The following is a 22,349-nucleotide window of genomic DNA, read 5'->3' on the forward strand; positions in this document are numbered from 1 at the left end:
ATGATCTCGACACCGCCGGCCGCAGATGCTGCAACATACTGTGGCCAGCCGTAATGATTAATCTGTCCATGAAATAACGCTGCTGCAACAGCGCTATGGACAGCACTCCATTGCCATGCATTACGGTTTTGACCATACCTCTATGGTCTTACTCTCCTGAGCAGCGGCAGCTGAAACTGCCGCTGAGTCCTGATTTCTCCCTCTTCACAGATATTAAGACAGTGTTGTCCGCACTGGATAAGACCCCCTTGTTTATGGGATTTTGAGCTGTCAGAGGAAAAATCGACGAATTTTTTTTGCAAGGTACCTCAAGAAAATGGTCCATGTGACCGTTATACAGGTATGGACGCGCATGCCATGCACAGCATGGTTGCCCTGGACTTAGGAATTTTTGAGGGCCGCGTCATTTTAAGTCCGGCATTGCGCTGCCGGGTTGCAGTCAACTGTCAGGCAGGACCTCATTATGATTTCAAAAGACATACGCGACGTTTACCTGGTAGACGAACTGCAGCTGGGTCAGCGTTTAAATGAATCCCTCCATGAGGGAGACCAGACCGATTTCAATCTCATGCTGGCCATGCTTTCACCTGATGTCTGCGATGCATCATGGACCCGTGGTCCAGATATTGCTCAGGCCCCTGAGGACCTGCGTACCAAATTCTGTCTGCTGCCGGAAATCCGCAAGTACGCCGAGAGCGATGACTTTTCCCGTGGTCAGGACTTTGCTGACATGATTCACGACCATGAGGATACTCAGGTCGGTCAGTCACAGGTATTCTTAGCCGAGTGCCTGCGTCAGGAACCGCTGGTACCTTTCAAGCGTGACCTTGCCCCTGAAGTATATGCCGAACTGGCACCATTAAAGAAAGAGAAGGTTCGCCGTCAGTTTGCCGGTGAAATTATTCAGTATGAAACCTACCAGGGCAGTGGTCAGAACATGGATGTGCTTTCAGAAATCAAGCATGCCCAGACCCAGATTCAAACCAGAATGAAAATTGACGCCACCGCATAATTTTCAGCGTCATTTTCCCCCAAAAAAAAGCACATGTTCTGCAAAGAACATGTGCTTTTTTTCGTCCCGAACACAGCCAGACCATCTGGCTCGCCAGGCCGTCGCCCTGCGATCATCCCGGACGCAAGGACTGGCTGTGCTGCACAGCATGCGGCGCACCATGAAGCGCCAGGCATGCAGGGCATGGCTGGTCAGCGGGTGCGCACTGAGTGCAGCTCTCTGTTGTCCATGGAGGCCTTGTCCCCCTTTTTGAGAATGACCATGACGGCACCGGTGCCGCCTTTCCATTCAGGGGCGGAGTGATAGGCCAGAACCTCAGGCATCTGACGCAGCCAGTGTGCTACATAGCTTTTAAGTGTGGTCTGACGTTTGGCGTGTTGACGTTCGCTCTTGCCATGGATAATCAGGATGCAGCGAAAGCCTTCTTTGCGGGCCATGAGGATATAACGGCGGGTATATTCATAGGCCTCCTCAACTGTCTTGCCATGCAGGTCAATAAAGTCAGCTTCGCGGTATTCGCCGTTTTTGAGCTTCTTGAGCAGAAAAGGCTGTGCGCCTGGTGAGCGGTAGGAGAGCACTTCGTTAGGAGCGACTACAGGTACGTAGGTAGAGGAAAAGTAATCTATGCTTTCTTCTTTGGTATCACGTGAAGCTGCCTCTTTCTTGATGCGGGAAGTTTCCTTGTCCATGGTGGCTGCAGGCAGTTCGACCTTATCCTGTTCCATCTTCCTGACCTTGCCCAGCTGCCCGACCAGATCAATATTGTCAGTGGTCTTAACAGCCTCCTCCATAAGCAGATCTTCAAAAGAAAAATCATTGTTAGCAGATGACATGGTGCGGTTAACTCCTGGTGGCAGGTTCTGTTTCTGTCATGGCTGCCTTTTGCTTATCCCTGTTTTCAGACAGATTCATACTTACTGAAGGGCATATTAAGGCGGAGCAACTGGACATGAAAATATCAGAGAAAATACAGCCGAAACTACAGCCAAAACTACAGCCGGATCAGCTGTCAGCTGATGTATAAAAACAAAAATAAATCATATTGCTGCGGACTCAGATCATGGCCTGAACACGGATGCAGGTCAATGATCTTTGCATACAGGGCGGCTCAGCGCAAACAGGGCGCAGATCATGGCTTAAACACGTATGCAGGTCAATGATCTTTGCATGCAGTGCGGACTGGCGCAAACAGGGCGAATCTTCCGGTTCAGGGCTGCTCTTTGAATGCAGGGAGGGGCTTAACATCCCTGCGGTGAAGCTCATGCTCAGCCGGCGCTGAATGGGCCTGTCCGGTCTGCGGTGGCATTAGAAGTTAAGGCCAATGAGAATGCTGACTACCAGCAGCAGGAGGCCGCACATTCTGATTTTGCGCATGGCGTGGAGCATGGACTGCTCATCGGGATTGTGCTCGCCGCCGAGCTTTGGCAGGCGCAGTACAACGCCCTGATAGTAACGTGGACCGCTCAGGGAAATATTGAGAGATGCACCCACAGCACCGAGTACCATGCCTGTTACCGGAGCCGGAAAGGTCTTCATACCCTCGGCTGCACCGGCCAGATGGCGAACCGGATTTCTGGAAAAGAACAGGAAAGCCATCAGTACTACTGCAGGGATGAAGATCATAATCTGATGCATGCGATATACAGTGCTGCCAAAGGCATGATTGCCACGCAGCTTGTAGTTAAAGGCATGGCTCATAATATTAATGGTCTGCATCAGAACAGCAGCCTCAATACCGCCTATGAAATACCAGACAATTACGGCAAACCATCCGGTGAAGATGCGCATGATGGCAGCCTCGCAGGCGGCCTTGGAAATACCCATTGGAGAGAGCATGCCGGTCTCTCGTAACACCATGGTGGAAAGCAGGTCGCGTGACTTTTCCTTAAAGCCCTCGTGCAGGGCGCGGTAGACATCAATGGTGCGGTCCTGAGGGAATTTGAGCTCCAGAACCAGTATCATTACTACCAGAGAAATGATGCTGTCAAAGCCTGAGAAAGCATCGAGGGTAAATACCAGGAACAGCAGGGTGAGCAAAATTATGACCGGCAGCATGAAGCCTGCAAATGAGCGCTGGGTTTCGCTGCGACCAGGACGGTTTACCTTGCGTGACAGGCCGGTAAACACAGGCAGCAGGCCGTAAAGGCGTATGCTGCGTGGCAGCGGGATAATCATTTCGATGATTATGGCCAGCGCCAGAATCAAAGAGGGCTCACTGAAGAGAATGCCTACATTCACATCACCTGCCATCAGCGGCTGGTCAAAACCAAAGCCGGTGCTGCCATTAGCGGTGCGTGCCGGAACGGCCTCAGATGGGGCAGGCTCACGTGGTGCAGCATCATCCCACGGATAGACATCTTTTGGGTGAGCGGGCTCGCTGTGATAGGAAGGAGCAGACTGTGCCGGGGCTGCAGGCTGTGCAGGAGCTGCAGGCTGTGCAGGAGCGCCATGCTTTTGTTCAAAGCGCTTAAACTCCTGATCGAATATGGAAGGCTGATCATTGGCCATTACAGTAACAGCCGTGGCTGTGCTGCTGGCAGCAACGTCTGCAGAGCTGTCAGAAGCAAAGGGATTTAAGCTGATTACCAGATCGCCGGCATATGCAAAAATGCCCTGAGCTGCATGAGCAGCATCGGCGGCACTCAGAGGGGTTGAGGGACTTATATTCAGACTCATAGAAAAGTGACCGGAAAAGTTAACCCAGGGCCATAATGCATATGGCATTTAAAGCCTGATTTTATGGCATCAGGCTGAAGTTCTGAGGCTGCAGTTTATGAGCCTGCAGCCAGGTGCAGCGGCCGCAGAGGCAGCTGAGCGGTTACGCTGATCTGTGCCAGCAGCACAGCAGGGGCCTGGACATGAGATATTTGCTGGTACAGCATTGGGGTAGCTGGTACAGCAGTGCAGATGGGGCTCTGCAGTGTGGTCGCCGGTACAGCGATGCAGAGGAGGTCTCAGCAATCTCGTCGCTGGTGCAGCGATGCAGAGGTGGCTCTGCAGTGTGGTCGCTGGTGCAGCGATGCAGAGGTGGCTCTGCAGTGTGGTCGCTGGTGCAGCGATGCAGAGGTGGCTCTGCAGTGTGGTCGCTGGTACATTAGCACCTGATCATATGTCCATGGCCCGGGCAGGCCTCATTTAAAGGGCCTCAATAAGGGAGAGCAGCAGGCGGGCGCTGTTGTCGGCGGCCAGCTGAACAAATTCCTCAAAGACCTCCGGGCTTTCACCCTGAGCGGTATCAGAAACAGAGCGTATTACCAGGAAAGGAACCTTGTAGTCAGTACATACCTGGCCTACAGCAGCGCCTTCCATTTCGGTTACCTGAGCCTCAGGAAAGTCATTTTTCATGTCAAGGCACTTCTGCTTCTGGCTGATGAACTGATCACCAGTGAGTACTACACCGGTAAAGACATCAGGGGCAAAATTGCTCTCCTTCTTGAGACGTGCTGCTACGGCCTCAGCCTTGGCAATCAGGGCATGATCAGCATTGAAGTACTGCTCGTAAGAAGGCAGCTGACCGACCTTGTAGCCAAAGATCTTAAGATCAACATCGTGATAGGCAAGACCGGTGGACAGAACGATGTCACCAATCTTAAGACCCTCTCCAATACCACCGGCACAGCCGCTGTTGATGACGGCATCAGCTTTGAAGTGGTCACACAGGGCAGCTGCAGCGGTGGCAGCACAGACCTTGCCTATACCTGATTTGACCAGAATGATTTCATGATCATGGTACTTGCCGCAGATATAATCGCGGCCGCCTACAGATACAGTCTCCTTCTGGCTGATTGCATCTGCAATCAGTGAAACTTCAGAGTCCATTGCTCCAATAATGCCAACGCGCATAAAGCACTCCCTAAATGATGGTTAAGACGGCTCCGGCAGGCACGAGGCCCTCGGGCAGTGATAATGCGGCTGCTTATCGCAGCCGTCTGAACATAAAGTATATAACATGCTGCCCTGTCACACAGCCGCTCTGACTTTCATAGTCACAGGCTGTCCATCCCGGTACTCTGACCTGACAATCCTCAGTTGCGGCCGACTCCGTGGCCAGCTCCTGCGGCTTTACCGCCGGGCAGCCCTGCTTGAAGCAGGCTGAGGGGCAGTGCGGCTATTAAGGCCGGTACTCTGCAGCATGGCTCAGGTCAGGATGACTTTCGGAATCAACTGGTATACCAGCTGGGCAGGGACTTCGTATTTTTGTCAGGCTAAGGGAGCGGGCGCTGCCAGAGCTGCTGGCTGGCAAGCGATCCTGGGGGCGTGCGGTCATTGCGTGCTGCTGTCTTAATGCGCGCAGTGACGGGCATGGGCAGGTCTTTTGCCTGGGTGGTGGGCAGGTGTGTCAGGAGACGGGACGGGCCGGCCCGGCCCGGGCTGGGCAGAGGCTGCGTGCAGCCTGGTTAATACAGCGTATGACCGTGCGCTGAATCCTGGCTGGCGGGTTATGGGCTTTCGGGATCCCAGCAGCGTGTGCCCTGGGGTGAAAATGCCCGTTTTGACTTAATGTGTGTTCACAGGTTCATCTTTGGGGATTAACGGGCTGTCAAGCGCTTATTAAAGCCATTTTAAAGGGAGGGATCGACAGGGAGCTGGCATGGTGCTGTGCATGTGCGCAATGCACGCACATTGCACATTTTGGCAATAATAGGCATGAAAAATAACGTTTTGATGCGCATCGTACTATACTTAAGGTACTTAATTAACTGACATAACTGATGTGCGTTTGCGGGCCTGTGACAGTTTGAACCGGCAAAATGGTACTTTCAGTGTGGTATAGCTCACACATTTAATTTACCGATCCCCATATCACTGGGATTATCGGGCCTGTGTCTTAAATTGACAGTATTATTTGAGTGCTCTCACAAAAGAAACTTTAGGAGATAGCTTATTTGGTAAGTCTGGTGCACAATCGATACTGTAGTTTTTGAACATCGTCTGCTTAAAGTTAGATAAGCGACTAATAAAACTCATGAAATTCACAGCAATATGTCCGTGTCATGATTACTGTTCTCGGCTGCTCTGAGAGTCCCATACCGGCACAGCCGGCAGTCAAACACATTAACTTCAGCCTCAGACAGCATTTACAGCCCATGTATGGAATTTTGCTCAAACAAACAAGTGATTTCATGAAAGGTCCGTGCAAGCGGACCCTATTTCAGACAAGGTGAACAGATTTTTTTGACGGATCCCAGAGTAACAGCTCCTGGATCCAGCCAAAACGGCCGCCCTAACCTCTGTCAAAATGTAAGGCCTCTGTGTTCAGCTAGGCATAATGAGTTTCTTCTTACAGTCTGACAGTGTCATGCGCCTGTGCAGACCAATGTCAGGGGATAGATAAAAAGACCGGAAAAGTTCACGGTGAAATTTCAGGCTGAGGGCCTTAACCGCTCAGGCGGCAGACTCCGCCCTGAGCATCAGGCAACAAAAGGTGTTAAGGACGTGCGCAGTAAAGATGCGCTGTATGTACCTGTCACAGGCAGGGAATAAGGATTACATCCTCACACCAGACCGACCCTGAAAAGAAGCTGAACCTGAAACTTTTCCAGGCAGTGCGATGTTGGTTTATTTTTCTAGCTTACAGATTAATAATTGAGGTCGAGTGATGGAAAACTCACGTGATGTGGCTAAACAGACTTTAGCTTTAGTTCTGGCTGGTGGTCGTGGCAGCAGATTACATATGCTTACTGACAGCCGTGCCAAGCCAGCTGTATTCTTTGGTGGTAAGTTCAGAATTATCGACTTTGCTCTGTCCAACTGTGTCAACTCCGGTATTACCCGTATTGGTGTAGTCACTCAGTATAAGTCCCACTCCTTGTTACGTCACATCCAGTCCGGCTGGTCTTTCCTGCGCGGCCAGTTCAATGAGTTCGTAGATCTTCTTCCTGCCCAGCAGCGTGTTGACGAAGAGCACTGGTACCAGGGTACTGCTGATGCTGTCTACCAGAACATTGACATCATCCGCAATCACATGCCTAAGTACATTGTGATTCTGTCAGCTGACCATATCTACAAGATGGACTACACCTCCATGGTTATGGACCACATCAAGAGTGGCTGCCCTGTAACCGTGGCCTGTATTGCCATTCCACGTTCTGAGGCTTCAGCCTACGGCATCATGCAGGTAGACAACAACAATATGATCACTGACTTCCTCGAGAAGCCAGCTGATCCTCCTGGCATGCCAAATGATCCTGACAGGTCTCTGGCCTCCATGGGTATTTACGTCTTCAACGCCGAGTTCCTCTACAACGTACTCAATGAAGATGCCCGCACTGAAGGCTCACGTCGTGACTTCGGCTTTGACATCATTCCTAAGCTGGTTAAGGAGCACAAGGCTCACGCCCACGACTTCTCCATGTCATGCATCCGCAATCAGGGTAACCTGGAGATCTGCTACTGGCGTGACGTAGGTACTATCGATGCATACTGGGAAGCTAACATGGATGTCGCATCCGTACAGCCTCAGCTGGACGTTTACGACACCAAGTGGCCTATCTGGACCCACCAGGATCAGCTGCCACCAGCAAAGTATGTACAGGACATCAGCGGTGCTTCTTCAGTAGTGATGAACTCCGTATGTTCTGCCGGCTGTATCATCTCCGGCTCTTCTCTGTGCCACAGCGTACTGTTCTCCAACTCCCGCGTGCATTCCAACTGCTGCCTCAACGAAGCTGTAATTCTGCCATCATGTGTTATTCACCGTGGCTGCCGCCTGACCAAGGTTGTGCTTGACCGTGGCTGTGAGCTGCCTCGTAACCTTATCATCGGTGAGAACGAGACCACTGATGCCCGTCGCTTCTTCCGTACTGCAGGTGGCGTAGTGCTGGTAACCCGCGAGATGCTTGAGAAGCTGCGTGTTGACGAGCCTCACCTGTTCGATGGCTTTGAAGAGTACAGCGCCAACAGTTCCCCAATTTACTAAAGAGCAGCACCATGCAGCCTGTTCTCCCCTGACAGCTGTCCCTGGCACCAGGTGCCCGGGACAGGCACTGACCTCAAGGGGAGCTGACAGCTGCAATGCCGCATTTATACAGCACCTTGTATGTCATCTGGTCAGCGCCTTTGGCGCTGGCAGCTGCCGTCAAGGTGCTGTATTTAATATGGGGGTATGATCCCTGCACGCTCCTGCGCCGTCAGGCCAGCATGGCCAGGCGCCAGCAACGGGTCTGGTGGACCGGTCCAGGTGTACCGGTCCAGGTGTACCGGTCCTGGTGGACCGTGCCTGGTGGACCGTGCCTGGTGGACCGTGCCTGGTGGACCGTGCCTGGTGGACCGTGTTTGGTGGCCTGCAGCGGTGTGAGCGCAGTGTCTGCTGCGCTTACCTTACCGGGTACATTGTGCTGCCCTGGACGGTAAAGTAAGGGCGTGAGGGCTTATTTGAATAATCTAATGCGGGCTGGCCCGCACTTTGGCTGCTAACAGCTTGCAAATTAAGGCAAATTTGCCTAAGCTTGCATCCTTTATCGCGGTCAGAACGGCCTGATTTCAGGCCTGTATATGGTTTTGTCTAATTTTTCAGACAGTACAATTGCCATACTGCAACTGCTGCGGTAGCGCTGAACTGTGCCTGCATGGCATTGATCAGGCAGCAGAATTACTGTACAAAGCACAGGGAAATTTTCAGCCATGTCCTTGCAAGGTGCCTGCCTGGCACGTGTCAGGTCAGCTGATGTGCGCCTGAAGGTCCGGGTGAACGTAAAGTATCATTTTCAGACCTGCACGCAGGTCTGTATGCTTCAAACAACGGGGCTGACGACTCACCCCATGATTAACCTGAGCTGTCATATTTAACGCCTGCTTATTAATAAGGCCGTACCGGTAACAGCAGGGCCGGGCCGGACTGCAGCAGGAATGGTGTTTCCTACAGGAGTAGTTACTGATGAGTGAGCAGATCCTCGATCAGAACGCAGTGGTTGAATCAAGCGAGGATGCAGTTTTTGATGACATCCGTCCTTGCCGGGATGATGAAGCTCAACAGGAGCTGGCTGTCATTGCCAACGATGAATCTCTGGTAAACGGTATTGTCAGACTGCGTTATCCAAAGCTGAGCAGGTTTATTGGCCCTCTGCTGAAGATTCCGGTACGTTCATACATCAAAAATGCTGTCAGGAAGATCAACTCCATTGAGGACTTCCAGATGCAGGTAGCAGCAGCTGTTACCCGCATGATAGACAACACCACTGATGGCGTAACTTTCAGGGGCTTTGAAAAGCTCAACCCTGATCGCGGCTATCTTTTTATCTCCAATCATCGCGACATCTCACTCGATCCTTGCTTCATCGACTTTGCCTACCACAGCTATTACAATCAGACTGTGCGTATTGCCATTGGCGATAATCTGCTCAAGATGCCGGCTGCCACTGCCCTGATGCGTCTTAACAAGAGCTTTATCGTCAAGCGCTCCGTTACCCTGCCACGTGAGCGTCTCAAGGAAGTAAACCACCTGTCTCACTATATTGGTCTGTCCTTAAAGGAAGGCCACTCCATCTGGATTGCCCAGCGTGAAGGTCGTGCCAAGGACGGTAATGACTGCACCGAAGAGGCAGTACTCAAGATGCTGCACATGTACGGCCGCAAACAGGGAAAGAGCTTTGGTGAGTACATGTCCAGTCTCAACATTGTCCCTGTCTCCATTACCTATGAGTACGATCCTGGTGATGTGGCCAAGGCCAATGAGCTCGAAGAGCGTGCCCGCAACGATGGCAAGTATCAGAAGAGCGAGTTTGAGGACATCAGGAGCATTATCAAGGGCATCAACGATTACAAGGGCCGTGTATGCATAGTGGCCGGTGATCCAGTCAGCGGCGGTTTTGAGACCCCGTCCCAGCTGGCGGCCCTTATCGACAGGTTTATCTACCTCAACTACGAGTTCTATCCAAGCGTAATGCTCGCCGCTCACGGCCTTGGTCTGTGCGGTGATGATGAGATTGCCTCCATCAGCACTGAAGACAGGAACAAGTTCAATAACCGTCTGCAGGGCTACCCTGAGCACCTGCGCAAGCGCATTATGCAGATGTACGCCTATCCTTACATCAACAGGAAGCGTGCAGCTGACGGTGAGCTCGATTTCACTCTGGATAACGTTAAGGAAAGCGTCTGCGAGCCGTCCGCCAGTGAGCCGGACGCCAGTGAGCCTGCTGCCAGCGAGTCGGCAGCCAGCGCCGCTACCGAGTAAGCAGCTCCGGCTGCAGCAGCGGCAGCGTATAGCGCTGCCAGGGCCACTGCCGAAACGGCATTGCATGCAGCCACTGACTCAGTTTAAGACTGTGCTTTAGCTGGCAGTGCGCATGGAGGTGCACCTGGCAGAGCTGCTCAGTAACAACAGAACATCAAGGCAAGATGCCGTACAAAAGACAAAGGGCAGTTCTTAAGAACTGCCCTTTGTCTTTTGTAATGCACCATTACTGTCACTTAACAGTAATTCCGTGATGTATGCTTAATTTGTGCTGTTTTATTCTGGATAAAAAATTCAGATCTGAATTGAGATAAATAAAGGCCTGAGCGGAATTTCCTAGATGTGTATAAGGCACGTAATCAGGCAAAATCAATGGCGTGATAACGTTTTCCAGGCTAAAATACTTTACTATACTTATTAAATAAGGCATTTTCCTCAGTTAGTAACTGAACTTGTGCAGATGTGGCGCCATTTCTTTGTTTTGGTCCTTAAAAAAGGTAATTATGGCTTACTGCAAGCCATTTCGTGGCTGATAACAGTACCTTCCATCTCACACTGCCTCACACCCTGTCTGTGATACGGGGTAATCTGACAGGTCCTCAGACGTCATGCTCTATGTGCCTCTGCCGTTCAGGCAGCAGGGAGCTTACGCACATCTGTGGACTGGCCGCCGTCTGTCGGCCTTTGGAGTATTAGCGCAGGTCAGATGCGCTTGATTTATTCAGGATGAACATATATGTCCACCAGGTTCGAGCAGCTGCTCTCCCAGAACATCAAAACTTTGACAGAGTCAGGAGCAGAGCTGTATCGCAAATACGGATTCAGTCCGCTGTATAACGCTGACGGATCCCGTTCCTATCTGCGTGCCAGCATGCTGGCAATGTTTGCCCTGTCGCTGATAGCTCACGTGGGCCTCAAGGACAGTGCAAAAAATGATCCAGGTAGTCAGGGTGGCGCAGTAATAATTGCTGACAGCAAAAACCAGACAACAGGCACTTTTGAAGCCTTTGATCGTGTTCCTAATGGCAGCTCTGCAGCAGGTTCTCTGCACAATGGCGGTAACAATATTGCAGGTCAGCTCGACCTTGCTGCCAGTGGCGCCGGTAACGGTGCTGCTCAGGGTTCCGGTGGTCAGGCATCAGGTCAGGACGAGTCCTGGTCTCTGTTTGGTTTTTCAGGCAGTGAGCCTGAGGTAGACAAGGCCACCATGGCCGTACGTCGCCAGGCTCTGTCAGAGCTTTCTGACGGTGCTGCTTTCCTTTCTTCCTGTGGCGATATCAATGCCGGATTCAAGGACTGCCGTTTTACTTTCTCCAATAAGGTAAGACCTTATTACAACGCCAAAATCGTGGCCGGTCCTGACAACTTTACTATTACCCTCACTGCAAGAGGCAAGCAGCTCAAGGATCCATGCGCCAAATTCGTCGTCAGCTCCCGTGGCGAGTATATGGCCTTTGACAGCAAGGGTGTAATTGCTGAAAAGTGCTTCATGGACACTGTTATTGCCGAGCGTATTGCTACTCTTAACTCTGAGGTCAAGGCCGTTACCAGCAACGATAACGCTGCTGCCGATCAGTCAAGCCTGGCCGCCCAGTAAGTACATTATGCACTTATGTGCAAGGCACACAGTGCGGCGCGGCGCAGCCGGGCAGCCATGTTGCAGGACAGCATGCTTCCCGGGGCTGACACTTGATACAATTTTTGATTCAAAATCGCAAATTAGCCCGCCTATGTGCGGGCTTTTTATATCTGTACAGCGCGTAAATACGCCATTTTGACTGTAAGGTGCGGGAGTGTGCTCACGGCATGAATGACCATAACAGGCCACTTAGCTGATAAGGCTGTTGCAACTGGCTAACCGAAGTTGCCCGCTGGTGTATAATCTCATTGTCAGCTTTAACAGGCTTTTTTTGATTTAGGTGAGCAAGGCATATACGATGAAGATCGCTAAAAATACCGTTGTTACTGTTTCTTATGTAGTTACTGATGAGACCGACCAGGTTGTCGGCCGTACCGATCCCAAGCAGCCAGTGGTTGCCCTGATTGGCCAGGAATACCTGGTTCCAGGCATGGACAAGGGTCTGGTAGGTCATGAGAAAGGTGATGAGTTCACTTTAAAGCTCAAGCCTGAGGAGGCTTTTGGTGAGTTCATGGACGGCCTTGTTCAGAGCATCGACCGCTCCATGTTCGGTGATTTCCCAATTCAGGTTGGTAATGCCTTTGAGGCCGACACCTCTGCCGGCCCTCGTCTGGTAGTTATCAAGGAAATCAACGATGACAAGGTTGTTGTTGACGGTAACCACCCATTAGCCGGCAAGACCTTAAACTTCATGATCGTTGTTGAGGACGTACGTGAGGCTACCGATGAGGAAATCGCTCACGGCCACGCTCATGAGAACGGTGTATGCCCATCTGAGGCTCACGGCGGCTGCTGTGGCGGCGGTGGCGGTTGCTGCGGCGGCGGTCATGGCCACGGTCATGGCGGTGGCTGCGGCTGCCACGATCCTTACGAAGAGGAGCACGAGTGCTGTGGCGGCGGCCATGGTCACGGCCACGGCGGTTGCGGCTGCCACGACAGCGCTGAGGAGAAGGAAGAGCACGGCGGCTGCTGTGGCGGCGGTCACGGCCATGGCCACGGTGGCTGCGGCTGTCACGGCTAAAGCTCAATCTCTTTTTCCTTAAAAAGTGCTAAACTATCGACCTGTTTTTTAACCAGGGCGATGTTTATCAGCAATGCAGGGCCCTCCTGGCAGTTAACATGCCGGAGGGCTCTGTAGTTTTCACCCTGTGCAGCCGCTTATGGCAAAGGGGCCAGGCCAGGGGACGTCCAGCCCCGGGGCGCAAGTGCCCTGGGCCTTGCCCATGGCACTGGCTGCCCTGCCCTGCATTGCTGATGCCCGCATAATTACGCTTCTCTTAGGTGAGAAGAACTTGTTTAACCAGTTTTTAAATGGAGGTGGGTGCTGCCTGTTAGCTGCAGATCAGGTATGGCGCCAGTAATTATGAAGTTCATTCTCCGACTCTTTCCTGAAATCTCCATCAAAAGCCGTCCGGTACGTAACCGTCTTATCAAGGTTCTGACTCAGAACCTCTTTAATGTTGCCGGTCATCATGGCTTTACAATCAAGGTTCTTCCTCAGTGGGACAAGCTCATAGTTAATGTGGGTGAGGATGATTCTGACAAGACCCGTGCCATGGCCGTACGTGAGCTGTCACGTATTCCTGGCATTCACTCTTTCCTTGAGGTCAAGGAGTTCCGCTTTGAGAACTTTGATGACATCTTTGCTGTAGCCGGTCCTATCTACGGTCCTGAAATCGAGGGCAAAACCTTTGCCGTGCGCGTCCGTCGTCGTGGCAGCCACTCTTTTACCTCCCAGCAGGCCGAGCGCATGATTGGCGGCATGTTCCGTCAGAAGTATCCCAACAACGGTGTGTCCCTTGATAATCCTGATGTCAAAATCACCATTGAGATTGATCAGGATCTGGCCTATGTGGTCACAAGCCGTCACCAGGGTCTGGGCGGATATCCTGTAGGTACTCAGGGCGTGGCTCTGAGTCTGCTCTCAGGCGGCTTTGACAGTGGTGTCTCCACCTACAAGGCCATTCACCGTGGCATGAAGGTCCACTACGTATTCTTCAACATGGGTGGTACTGCCCATGAGCTGGGTGTAAAGCGTGAGGCCTACTTTATCTGGGATCGCTTTGCTGCCTCTCACAAGGTGCGCTTTATCACCGTACCTTTTGAAAAAATTGTAGGTCAGATCCTTGAGCGCACTCACCATGGTGTACGCGGAGTTATCCTCAAGCGCATGATGGTGCGTGTGGCCTCTGCCGTAGCTGCCCGTCTCAAGGCTGAGGCTCTGGTTACAGGTGAAAGTGTCGGTCAGGTGTCCTCACAGACAGTGACCAACTTAAGCCACATTGATGCTGTCTCTGACACCATGATCCTGCGTCCTCTGGTTATGGAGGACAAGCAGGATATTGTCGACAAGGCCTGGGAAATCGGCACTGCCGGCTTTGCCGAGAGCATGCCTGAGTACTGTGGTGTTATTTCCGATCACCCTAATGTCTGTCCGGAGCGCTCTTTCGTCGAAGAGGAAGAGGCAAAGATGGAAAGCGGCCTGATTGAGGATGCTCTTGAGCGTTCCTCCATGCTTGAAATCAAGGAAATCCCTGAAAACACCAGCCGCCTTGAGGTCGAGGTTGAAACTGTCAGCACTCTTGCTTTCAGCGATGTGGTAATTGACGTGCGCTCACCTGATGATGCCGATCGCAATCCTTTAAAGGATCTTGCCAATCCGGTAATCACCATTCCTTTTTACAAAGTGGCCTCAGAGTTTGAAAAGCTCGATGACATCAAGACCTATGCCCTGTACTGCGATCAGGGCGTGATGAGCCTGATGCAGGCCCGTGAGCTCAAGGAAAAGGGCTATCACAACGTCAAGGTATGGCGCCCTGAGCACAGTTGATGACGGCCACGGGCCACTGGCCATGCCAGCGTCAGCAGCTGAGTCTGCGCAGCAGCGCTTGCTGGCGGCAGCGCTGTCGTCCTCCTGGCCGATGCGCAGGCCCTGGCCCAGACCAGGGGCAGACAAATACCCAGACCAGGAGCAGCCCCATGCCCAGGGGGCTGAGACAGTAAGACAGTGACGCCTGTCTGTATGTCCAACAGTGACGCCTGTAGTGAAAAATAAGGCCGGGATCCCGTATACTCACAGGGAGCCCGGCCTTATTGTATGGGCCGGGCCCAATTGCTGTGGTCATACTGTCAGGGCGGACACCCAAAAAACAGTACGTAGCATGATCTGCAGACAGCATATGAGGCATGTGCTGTTGTCGTATTCAGCCCCCGACAGTCAGTTGAACTTCTTTGCCGGGCTTTCTGTGCTTTGCTGTCCGGGCAAGGGAGCATGCCCGGTACTGTTGGGCAGCAGCGTATGCTGCTTTTTTGCCGGCAGCCCCCAAGGTAAGTACACACAGGCTGCGTCAGTGCCTTCAGATAAACGCAGCAGGTTATCAACTCAGTCAATAAATTCATGACTCAGGATCTGTGCCGCACGGCCAGTGGTCAATGCGGCTGTGTGCCATGTGGCCAGAGGTCGCTGTGCATGTGTGTGCAGCCGCCTCGGGCACCAGCCCGGCCGGGGAGCTGCCACCTGTTGCGGCACATCAGCTGCATTTGTGGTGATGCCGTGATGAGGCGGGCTGAGATTGTTTTTTTTTGGTCAACGGGTAATGAGTAACGGGGAGAAACAATGCATAACATCGTTCTTAACAACAACGTTAAAATGCCGGCCCTGGGCTTTGGTGTTTTTCAGCTTCACGATGAGAATGAATGTGAGCAGGTTGTGCTCAATGCCCTTTCTGTTGGCTACCGTCTGATTGATACTGCCCAGGCCTACAACAATGAAGAGTCGGTAGGAAAAGCTGTAAAGGCCTCTGAAGTGCCCCGTGATGAGATCTTTCTGACCTCCAAAATATGGGTCTCCAACAGCGGAGAGCAAAAGGCCATGCTCTCTCTTGAGGACAGCCTGCGCCGCCTTGGCACCGACTACATCGACCTTATGCTCATTCACCAGCCTTTTGGTGATTATTACGGCACCTGGAGAGCTCTTGAAAAGGCGCTCAAGCAGGGTAAATGCCGCGCCATAGGCGTCTCTAACTTCTATGCTGACCGCCTTGTTGATCTGTGCAACTTTGTGGACGTCAAACCGCAGATCAATCAGATGGAAACTCATGTCTTTCAGCAGCAGACCGCCCTGCGTCCCTATCTGGACCGCTTTAAGGTACAGCTTGAATCATGGGGCCCATTTGCCGAGGGCATGAACAACTTCTTTGCCAATCCTGTGCTTTCCAAAATAGGAGCACGTCATGACAAAAGTGTGGCTCAGGTGGCTTTGCGTTTTTTAATTCAGAGCGGCATTATTGCCATTCCCAAGTCCAGTCACCTCAACCGCATGGAAGAAAACATCAATATCTTTGATTTTGAGCTTACCCGATCAGAAATGGGGCTGATTCAGTCGCTTGATACCCGCAACAGTGTCTTTTGCAATCATCAGGATCCGGAATTTGTCCAGGCTCTTGCCGATTTTGTACCTGGAAGTAAGCAAAGCTGAAAAAAATCCGGACTTTAAGTTCTGCACCGGCCTCAGTCGATATAGAATAATAAGTTTCTTACGTTCGCCATTTCTGCCCTATGCAATCTGCAGGAGCATATCTGTGGCTAATGCGTCTGTATTAACTCTGCCCCGGGGCTGATTCCCTGCCCTGTGCCGGACTGATGCCGTGACTGGCTGGGCGTGGCGGATTGCGTGCCTTATGCCGAGACTGGCTGGGCGGGGCGGAAGCCGTGGCTTATGCCGTGCCTGGCTGGGCGGGGCGGATGCAGTGCCTGATGCATGACTGGCAGGGATGGGCTGACCGTGAGACAGCCGTTTTTATTTTTTGTTCATTTAATGTTTGTAACGACAGCATATGACTGCAAGTCCTCATATGCTGTACTGTCATCAGCTGTCTGGTAATTACAGCATCATGCCACTGCCGGTCTGTGGTCAGAGCAATTAACAGGATATAGAGTTTATGCTGAACAACTCAGTGCTTTTCATCGCTCTGCGCTATATCAGAGGATCGAAGAAGCAGCGCTTTGCCACCTTTGTTGCTGCCCTTGCTACTCTGGGCATAGCCATTGGTGTATGTGCACTGGTAGTGGTCAGCTCCATCATGCAGGGCCTGCAGGAACGTCTCAAGGAAAGCATACTTGGTGACTGTCCTCATGTGGTGGTCAGAGCCAACAGCAGTGACATTCCCTATCTGCTCAATATCAGGGGCGTTAATGCTCTGGTCCCTTTTATTGAAGGCGAGGCCATGCTCCAGCACGGCAGCAACATTTCCATGGTAACCCTTCAGGGTGAGCGTACAGACTCTCTGTACATCAGCCACGGCTATGCAGGTGAAATAGGTCTGAGCTCGCGCCGCGCCGCCTCCTCCCACGATGATATTGATCATCTTCAGTACCGTATCAAAATGCCTGAAACCGACAGGGCAGGCTATCACTACGGATCCCAGTATGAATTTGTCCCTGGCCGCTATCAGCTGGCCGTCAACTACAGCACCGTACTGGAGCTCAATCTGGATCTTGTGGATAACAGCAAGGTCCGTCTTATCAGCACCCGCAATGCCCGCTATACCCCTTTTGGTCTGACTCCGGTACAGCGCAATTTCTCTGTGGTGGATATTATCAACTCTCTGGACAAGTCCCAGTCTCCTATTGTCATTGGTCATTATGACGATGTCAGAAAGTTCTTCCGCGTTAAAGGCGAGGAGAATTACTACCGTCTGTTCCTGCGTGATCCTTTCATGGTTGAGGCCGTGACCTCCCAGCTGGACGGCAAGTATCAGTACACAGACTGGCGCAGCCGCTATGGCGACTTCTTCAAGGCCGTAGGTCTTGAGCGAATTTCCATGTCCATCATGCTCTGTCTTATTGTGCTGGTTGCAGCCTTTAACATTCTGTCTTCCCTGACCATGGTGGTCAGCTCCCGTGTAAGTGAGATTGCCATTCTCAAAACTCTGGGCATGAGCAATGGCCGCCTGCTGGCCGTATTCCTGCTGGTCGGCATGTCTGCAAGTATTGTGGGCTCCATTGCCGGTCTGGCGCTGGGCATACCTCTGGCTCTTAATGCCCAGGATATGCTCAATGTCATTGGTATCAGCATTATGTCCGAGCGTCTGCCGGTTTACATTGATGCGGGCAATATCTCCATTATCGTAGCCCTGTGCCTGGGCGTCTCCTTGCTGTGCACCATTTATCCGGCCATGTACGCAAGCCGCTCTGACCCGGCCCGCGCCCTGACTTCATCCTAGGGCCAGGACGCCGCCAGAGACTCAATGATGCGCAGCGCGCTGTGCGCGGTGCCAGCCGGTGCGGCCTGCCATGGCAGTGCCGGCCCTGGCGCCAGGCATGCCGTGCTGGCGGAACGGGGAACTGACCCTCAGGTCATGATTTGGTGTTCTGAGTTTTTTTCAGGAAATAGTGATGCATAAAATTTTACTCAAGGGTCGTGGTATCGAGCATGCCTACAGTGAAGGTGCCATCAGAACTCCTGTGTTAAAGGGTGTTGACCTCGATATTGAAGCCTCCAAAATGACTGCCATTGTGGGCAAGTCAGGTTCAGGCAAGAGCACCCTGCTTCATATTCTGGGCACTCTGGACTCACCTGATAAGGGCGAAATCGTCTTTTACGATACTGATATCATCAGTCTTTCAGCCCGCGACAAGGCTGTTTTCCGCAACCGTCATCTGGGCTTTGTCTACCAGTTCCATCATCTGCTGGGTGACTTTACAGCACGTGAAAACATCATGATGCCGCTGCTCATTGACGGCATTGCCCGCCAGCTGGCCGCCAGCAGAGCCGATTATCTGCTTGAGCGCGTAGGTCTTGCTGACAAGGGTGGCAAGCTGCCAGCGGAGATGTCAGGTGGTGAGCGCCAGCGTGTGGCCATTGCCCGTGCTCTTGCCTACTCCCCTGAGCTGATTCTGGCTGACGAGCCTACAGGAAATCTTGATGAGACCAATGCCGCCATGGTTTTTGATCTCTTCCGTGAGCTGGTGCGTGATGAGTCAGCAGCCGTGGTCATGGTTACTCATGACACCTCACTGGCTGCCCGTTGCGACAATGTTTTTGAAATGACCAGTGGCATTATCGAACGCGGTACCTTCAGAGCTGAAGAGAGCATCATGCTCGACAGTCATAAGCTTGATCTGCATACCTCTTACAAGGACATGGTCATGCAGCGTCTGCACAATATCTCCACCAGCCCGGCAGCAGCCGGCGCCTCAGCATCAGGTATGGCAGACAGCACTGAAAGTGCAGGTACAGGTACGGCTGCAGTAGCAGGTGCCACAGCAGATGCACAGAGTGCTGACAGCGCCAGTGCAGCTGAACTTGCGCGCCATGATTCAGAGAGCCCACAGTCTTCTCAGGCCGCAGCATTCAGCACCACTGTAGGCAGTTACCGCATTCCTCAGGAAGAATCCAATGCAACAGGTTCACGTCTGCGTGAGCAGGCTGACGCCCGACGCGAAAGCCGCGAAGAGGCCGGCAGTGGCGCCGCAGCCGCTGGCAGTGACGCTGCAGGCTGCGGCGCTGACAGCGCAGCTGACAGGGCTGATAAGGGGGCCGGGGCTGCTCAGCAGGAATGCAAGGCTGTGATTTTTGACCGTAACAATGACTGACAGTCGCTAAATAACAGGCAGTAAGACATGGCCAGGATGGCCGGAGGTTCAAGTGGCAGATAATTTAGGGTTTAAGATGGCACTGCGTTTTGTCCGCTCAAGACGCAAGGCAGGCCTTACCCGCTTTATTTCCTTTGCTTCTACCTGTGGCATAGCCATTGGTGTGTTTGCCGCCATTATCGGTCTGTCGGTAATGAATGGCTTTGAGTATGAGCTTGAGAACCGTGTGCTCTCAATCATCCCTTCTGCTCAGCTCAACAGCTCACGCTCCAGTTTTGAAAATGCCGCTGAAATTGAAAGGCTGCTCCTTGAAGATAAGGGCATTGTGGCCACCTCTCAGGCCATTGAGCAAAAAGCCATTATTTCAGCCAACCGCGCCTTTGCACCGCTGGTAATTGCAGGTATCGATCCGGTTAGAGAAAGCAAGGTTATCGATATTGCCCGCTTTATCAACATCGGCCTTGAGTGTTTGGACCGCAATCGCTTCCCTGAGCTTAAGGACAGCTGTGCCCTGCCGGTAGCTCCCAGGGATGAAGGTCTGCTGGCCACTGCTCTTTCAGCCGAAGGTGCTGACAGCGCCGCAGCTGACAGCGCCGCAGCTGGCGGCGCCACCGGGCAGGCGGCTGCTGCATCTGCAGATGCTGCTGGCGGGGACAGCGCGGGCAGTCAGGCTCTTGATGATGCTGCGGTAAATGCAATTGCTCAGCAACGTGCTGCCGCTGCAGGATCTGAGGCCTATGGTGATACCCTGGGGTCAGGCAGGTTTCTTACTGCCATGCCCGATGCTGAGGAGCAGCGTCTGCCCCGCATGATTATTGGTGCCGGTATTGCCCGCAAGCTGGGAGCAGGTCCTGGTGATGTGGTCGCCGTGGTCACTCTTGATAACAGCGATACTGGAGCTGATGCTTCAGTCAGCCGCACGCTGAAAAATCCGGACAAGCACAAGGTGCTGATTGCCGGTATTATTCACATCGGCGGTCAGATGGACAGCTCGGTGGCACTGATGAACTTTGCTGATCTTAAGGAGATGACAGGACTTGCAGGTCCCAACTCCATTCACATTAAGACAGTTGACTATCAGCAGACCAATACCATTGTTTTCAATGCTACCAATGGCCGCATCAGAGAGAGTGCTTTCCTGGTAACCTGGATGGGCTCCCAGGGCAAGCTCTATCACGATATTCAAATGGTACGTCAGATCATGTACATAGCCATGTTCCTGGTACTGGCAGTGGCCTGTTTTAATATCGTGTCCAATCTTCTGCTGATGGTTGCTGAAAAGCGCCGTGAAATTGCCATCCTGCTGACCATGGGCATGAAGCCGCGTCATATTGTGCGTACCTTCTCCATCATGGGCATGATCTCTGGTGGCCAGGGAGCTCTTATAGGGTTTATTCCCGGCCTGCTGCTCTCGCTGGTGCTCACTCCATTTACCCAGTCATTCCGTGACTGGTTTGGCTTTGACCTGCTCAATCAGGATGTCTATTTCATCAACTTCATTCCATGTCAGCTGTCAGTGTGGGATGCGGCCTTTGTTCTGGCCTCATCAGTGCTGATGAGTCTGGCAGCTTCACTTTATCCAGCGCTGCGCGCCTCAAGGGTCAAGCCGGCCCAGGAGTTAAACCTCTAGCCGCGCCAGGCATAATCAGGTGCTGCCTTGCAGCACCATGGCACAAAGGCCGTCCTGTCATCAGGGCGGCCTTTGTGTTTCCGGCATCAGGAAATGGACCGTCAGTCAGCCTGGATCCGTGCAGGGCGCTTTGCGCCATGCAAGGGGCGCGCTGCCGTGGTGCCGCCTGGGCGTGCTGCTGTAGCGCAGCCTGGGCAGGGCCACGAAGTAAACAGTGTGCCTTTTGGGAGCACACCTGTGGGGCACGGAGCCTGAATTTATCGCCTGTAAGTACTGTTTTTGCTAGCTGGATCAGAGAAAAAGCACGGAGTTTTTGCGTTTTTATATGCACAGATTCACAATGTCACTCCATGACTATCATCAGGCTTTTGTTCTGACAAAACTACGAGGTTTTTAATAATGGTTAGCGCTTTAATTGCTTTTGCTAATGGCTCCGAAGACATGGAGGCTACCAGTGTCGCTTCTATTCTGGATCGCGGTGGTGTAAAGGTTACCCGTGCCGCAATTACTGCAGACGGCTCACGTGAAGTCACCCTGTCACACGGCATGAAAATAGTCTGTGACAAGCACATCTCCGAGTGCAATGACGTCTACGACATGATCGTTATCCCAGGCGGTCTGGACGGCTCCAAGAACTGCGCCGACTGTGCTCCTCTTATCACCATGCTCAAGGAGCAGAAGGCTGCCGGCCGTTACATCGGCGCTATCTGTGCTGCCCCAGGCTTTGTGCTTGCAAAGCATGATCTGGTAGGTGAAGCCAGAGCTACCGGCTACCCTGGCTGCTGTGACAGCATCAAGCACTACACCAACACCAATACCTGCATCGACAAAGAATACAAGCTGGTAACCGGCAAGGGCCCTGCTCTGTCCATCGAGTTTGGTCTTGCCTGCCTTGAGGCTCTGGTACCATTTGACGTAGTAGAGCAGGTTAAGACCGGCATGCTTTTCAAGGACGAATAGCAGTCCAGAGCTGACAGACCGCCAGCATCCCTTGCTTAAAGTTTAAGAGTGCAAGGTGGCAGTACCTGTCACCTCCACAGGCAAGGCAGATCTGTATGAGCGCACTTGCGCTCAATGAGTCCTGCCCTTGTCATTCAAAAAAGCCCTGAATCTGAGCGGTTCGGGGTTTTTTTATGCCTGATATAAGCACAGGCGAGCGGTACTGAGGGTTGCAATTTGCGCTTACGGACTATGCCATGACCAGCAAAGGGCGCGGCAGCAGCACAGCCTGCGCGCAACCTGTGTGCTGCAGCCGTGCGACAGGCGCGCAACCTGCGTGGGGCAGGGGGCGGCAGGGGGG

Annotated in this window: 13 protein-coding genes and 1 pseudogene; 11 read left to right on the forward strand and 3 right to left on the reverse strand. The window is 52.6% G+C overall.

The window, feature by feature from the left end; all coding sequences use genetic code 11:
* The first annotated feature begins 463 nt into the window (after nt 1-463).
* Nucleotides 464-1,012 (forward strand): VC2046/SO_2500 family protein, encoded by a 549-nt coding sequence (locus MXE39_RS10690; RefSeq protein WP_246978704.1) that lies wholly within the window; start codon nt 464-466, stop codon nt 1,010-1,012.
* Nucleotides 1,013-1,203: 191 nt separating this feature from the next.
* Here the strand turns inward: MXE39_RS10690 and MXE39_RS10695 are convergent, their stop codons facing one another.
* From MXE39_RS10695 to MXE39_RS10705, 3 genes are all read right to left on the reverse strand, one after another.
* Entirely contained in the window at nt 1,204-1,845 is a 642-nt protein-coding gene (locus MXE39_RS10695) for a Smr/MutS family protein (protein ID WP_246978705.1), read from the reverse strand.
* A 472-nt stretch (nt 1,846-2,317) separates the two neighbouring features.
* Nucleotides 2,318-3,688, reverse strand: a complete 1,371-nt coding sequence (locus MXE39_RS10700) for a cobalamin biosynthesis protein (protein WP_246978706.1) — start codon at nt 3,686-3,688, stop codon at nt 2,318-2,320.
* Nucleotides 3,689-4,147: 459 nt separating this feature from the next.
* Nucleotides 4,148-4,855, reverse strand: a complete 708-nt coding sequence (locus tag MXE39_RS10705; protein ID WP_246978707.1) for a 5'-methylthioadenosine/adenosylhomocysteine nucleosidase — start codon at nt 4,853-4,855, stop codon at nt 4,148-4,150.
* A 1,756-nt stretch (nt 4,856-6,611) separates the two neighbouring features.
* Here MXE39_RS10705 and glgC point away from each other — a divergent pair.
* From glgC to MXE39_RS10755, 10 genes and pseudogenes are all read left to right on the forward strand, one after another.
* Nucleotides 6,612-7,931, forward strand: coding sequence for a glucose-1-phosphate adenylyltransferase (glgC, locus tag MXE39_RS10710; RefSeq protein ID WP_246978708.1), 1,320 nt, complete (start codon nt 6,612-6,614; stop codon nt 7,929-7,931).
* Nucleotides 7,932-8,888: 957 nt separating this feature from the next.
* Nucleotides 8,889-10,184, forward strand: coding sequence for a 1-acyl-sn-glycerol-3-phosphate acyltransferase (locus tag MXE39_RS10715; RefSeq protein WP_246978709.1), 1,296 nt, complete (start codon nt 8,889-8,891; stop codon nt 10,182-10,184).
* A 736-nt stretch (nt 10,185-10,920) separates the two neighbouring features.
* The gene (locus MXE39_RS10720; protein WP_246978710.1) at nt 10,921-11,781 is read left to right on the forward strand and encodes a hypothetical protein; all 861 of its coding nucleotides are present in this window, start codon (nt 10,921-10,923) and stop codon (nt 11,779-11,781) included.
* 340 nt (nt 11,782-12,121) lie between these two features.
* Nucleotides 12,122-12,844 (forward strand): peptidylprolyl isomerase, encoded by a 723-nt coding sequence (locus MXE39_RS13010; RefSeq protein ID WP_281503444.1) that lies wholly within the window; start codon nt 12,122-12,124, stop codon nt 12,842-12,844.
* A gap of 342 nt (nt 12,845-13,186) precedes the next feature.
* The gene (gene thiI, locus MXE39_RS10730; protein ID WP_247074066.1) at nt 13,187-14,653 is read left to right on the forward strand and encodes a tRNA uracil 4-sulfurtransferase ThiI; all 1,467 of its coding nucleotides are present in this window, start codon (nt 13,187-13,189) and stop codon (nt 14,651-14,653) included.
* Nucleotides 14,654-15,439: 786 nt separating this feature from the next.
* Nucleotides 15,440-16,300, forward strand: a complete 861-nt coding sequence (locus MXE39_RS10735) for an aldo/keto reductase (RefSeq protein ID WP_246978712.1) — start codon at nt 15,440-15,442, stop codon at nt 16,298-16,300.
* 463 nt (nt 16,301-16,763) lie between these two features.
* Nucleotides 16,764-18,047, forward strand: a complete 1,284-nt coding sequence (locus MXE39_RS10740) for an FtsX-like permease family protein (protein WP_246978713.1) — start codon at nt 16,764-16,766, stop codon at nt 18,045-18,047.
* A 172-nt stretch (nt 18,048-18,219) separates the two neighbouring features.
* Nucleotides 18,220-18,852: pseudogene (locus tag MXE39_RS10745) on the forward strand (ABC transporter ATP-binding protein); the annotation flags it as partial.
* 619 nt (nt 18,853-19,471) lie between these two features.
* The gene (locus MXE39_RS13115) at nt 19,472-21,049 is read left to right on the forward strand and encodes an FtsX-like permease family protein (RefSeq protein ID WP_246978714.1); all 1,578 of its coding nucleotides are present in this window, start codon (nt 19,472-19,474) and stop codon (nt 21,047-21,049) included.
* Nucleotides 21,050-21,448: 399 nt separating this feature from the next.
* Entirely contained in the window at nt 21,449-22,009 is a 561-nt protein-coding gene (locus MXE39_RS10755; protein WP_246978715.1) for a DJ-1 family glyoxalase III, read from the forward strand.
* Nucleotides 22,010-22,349: the final 340 nt, after the last annotated feature.

Source organism: Anaerobiospirillum sp. NML120511 (genome assembly GCF_023050955.1).
Taxonomy (GTDB): domain Bacteria; phylum Pseudomonadota; class Gammaproteobacteria; order Enterobacterales; family Succinivibrionaceae; genus Anaerobiospirillum.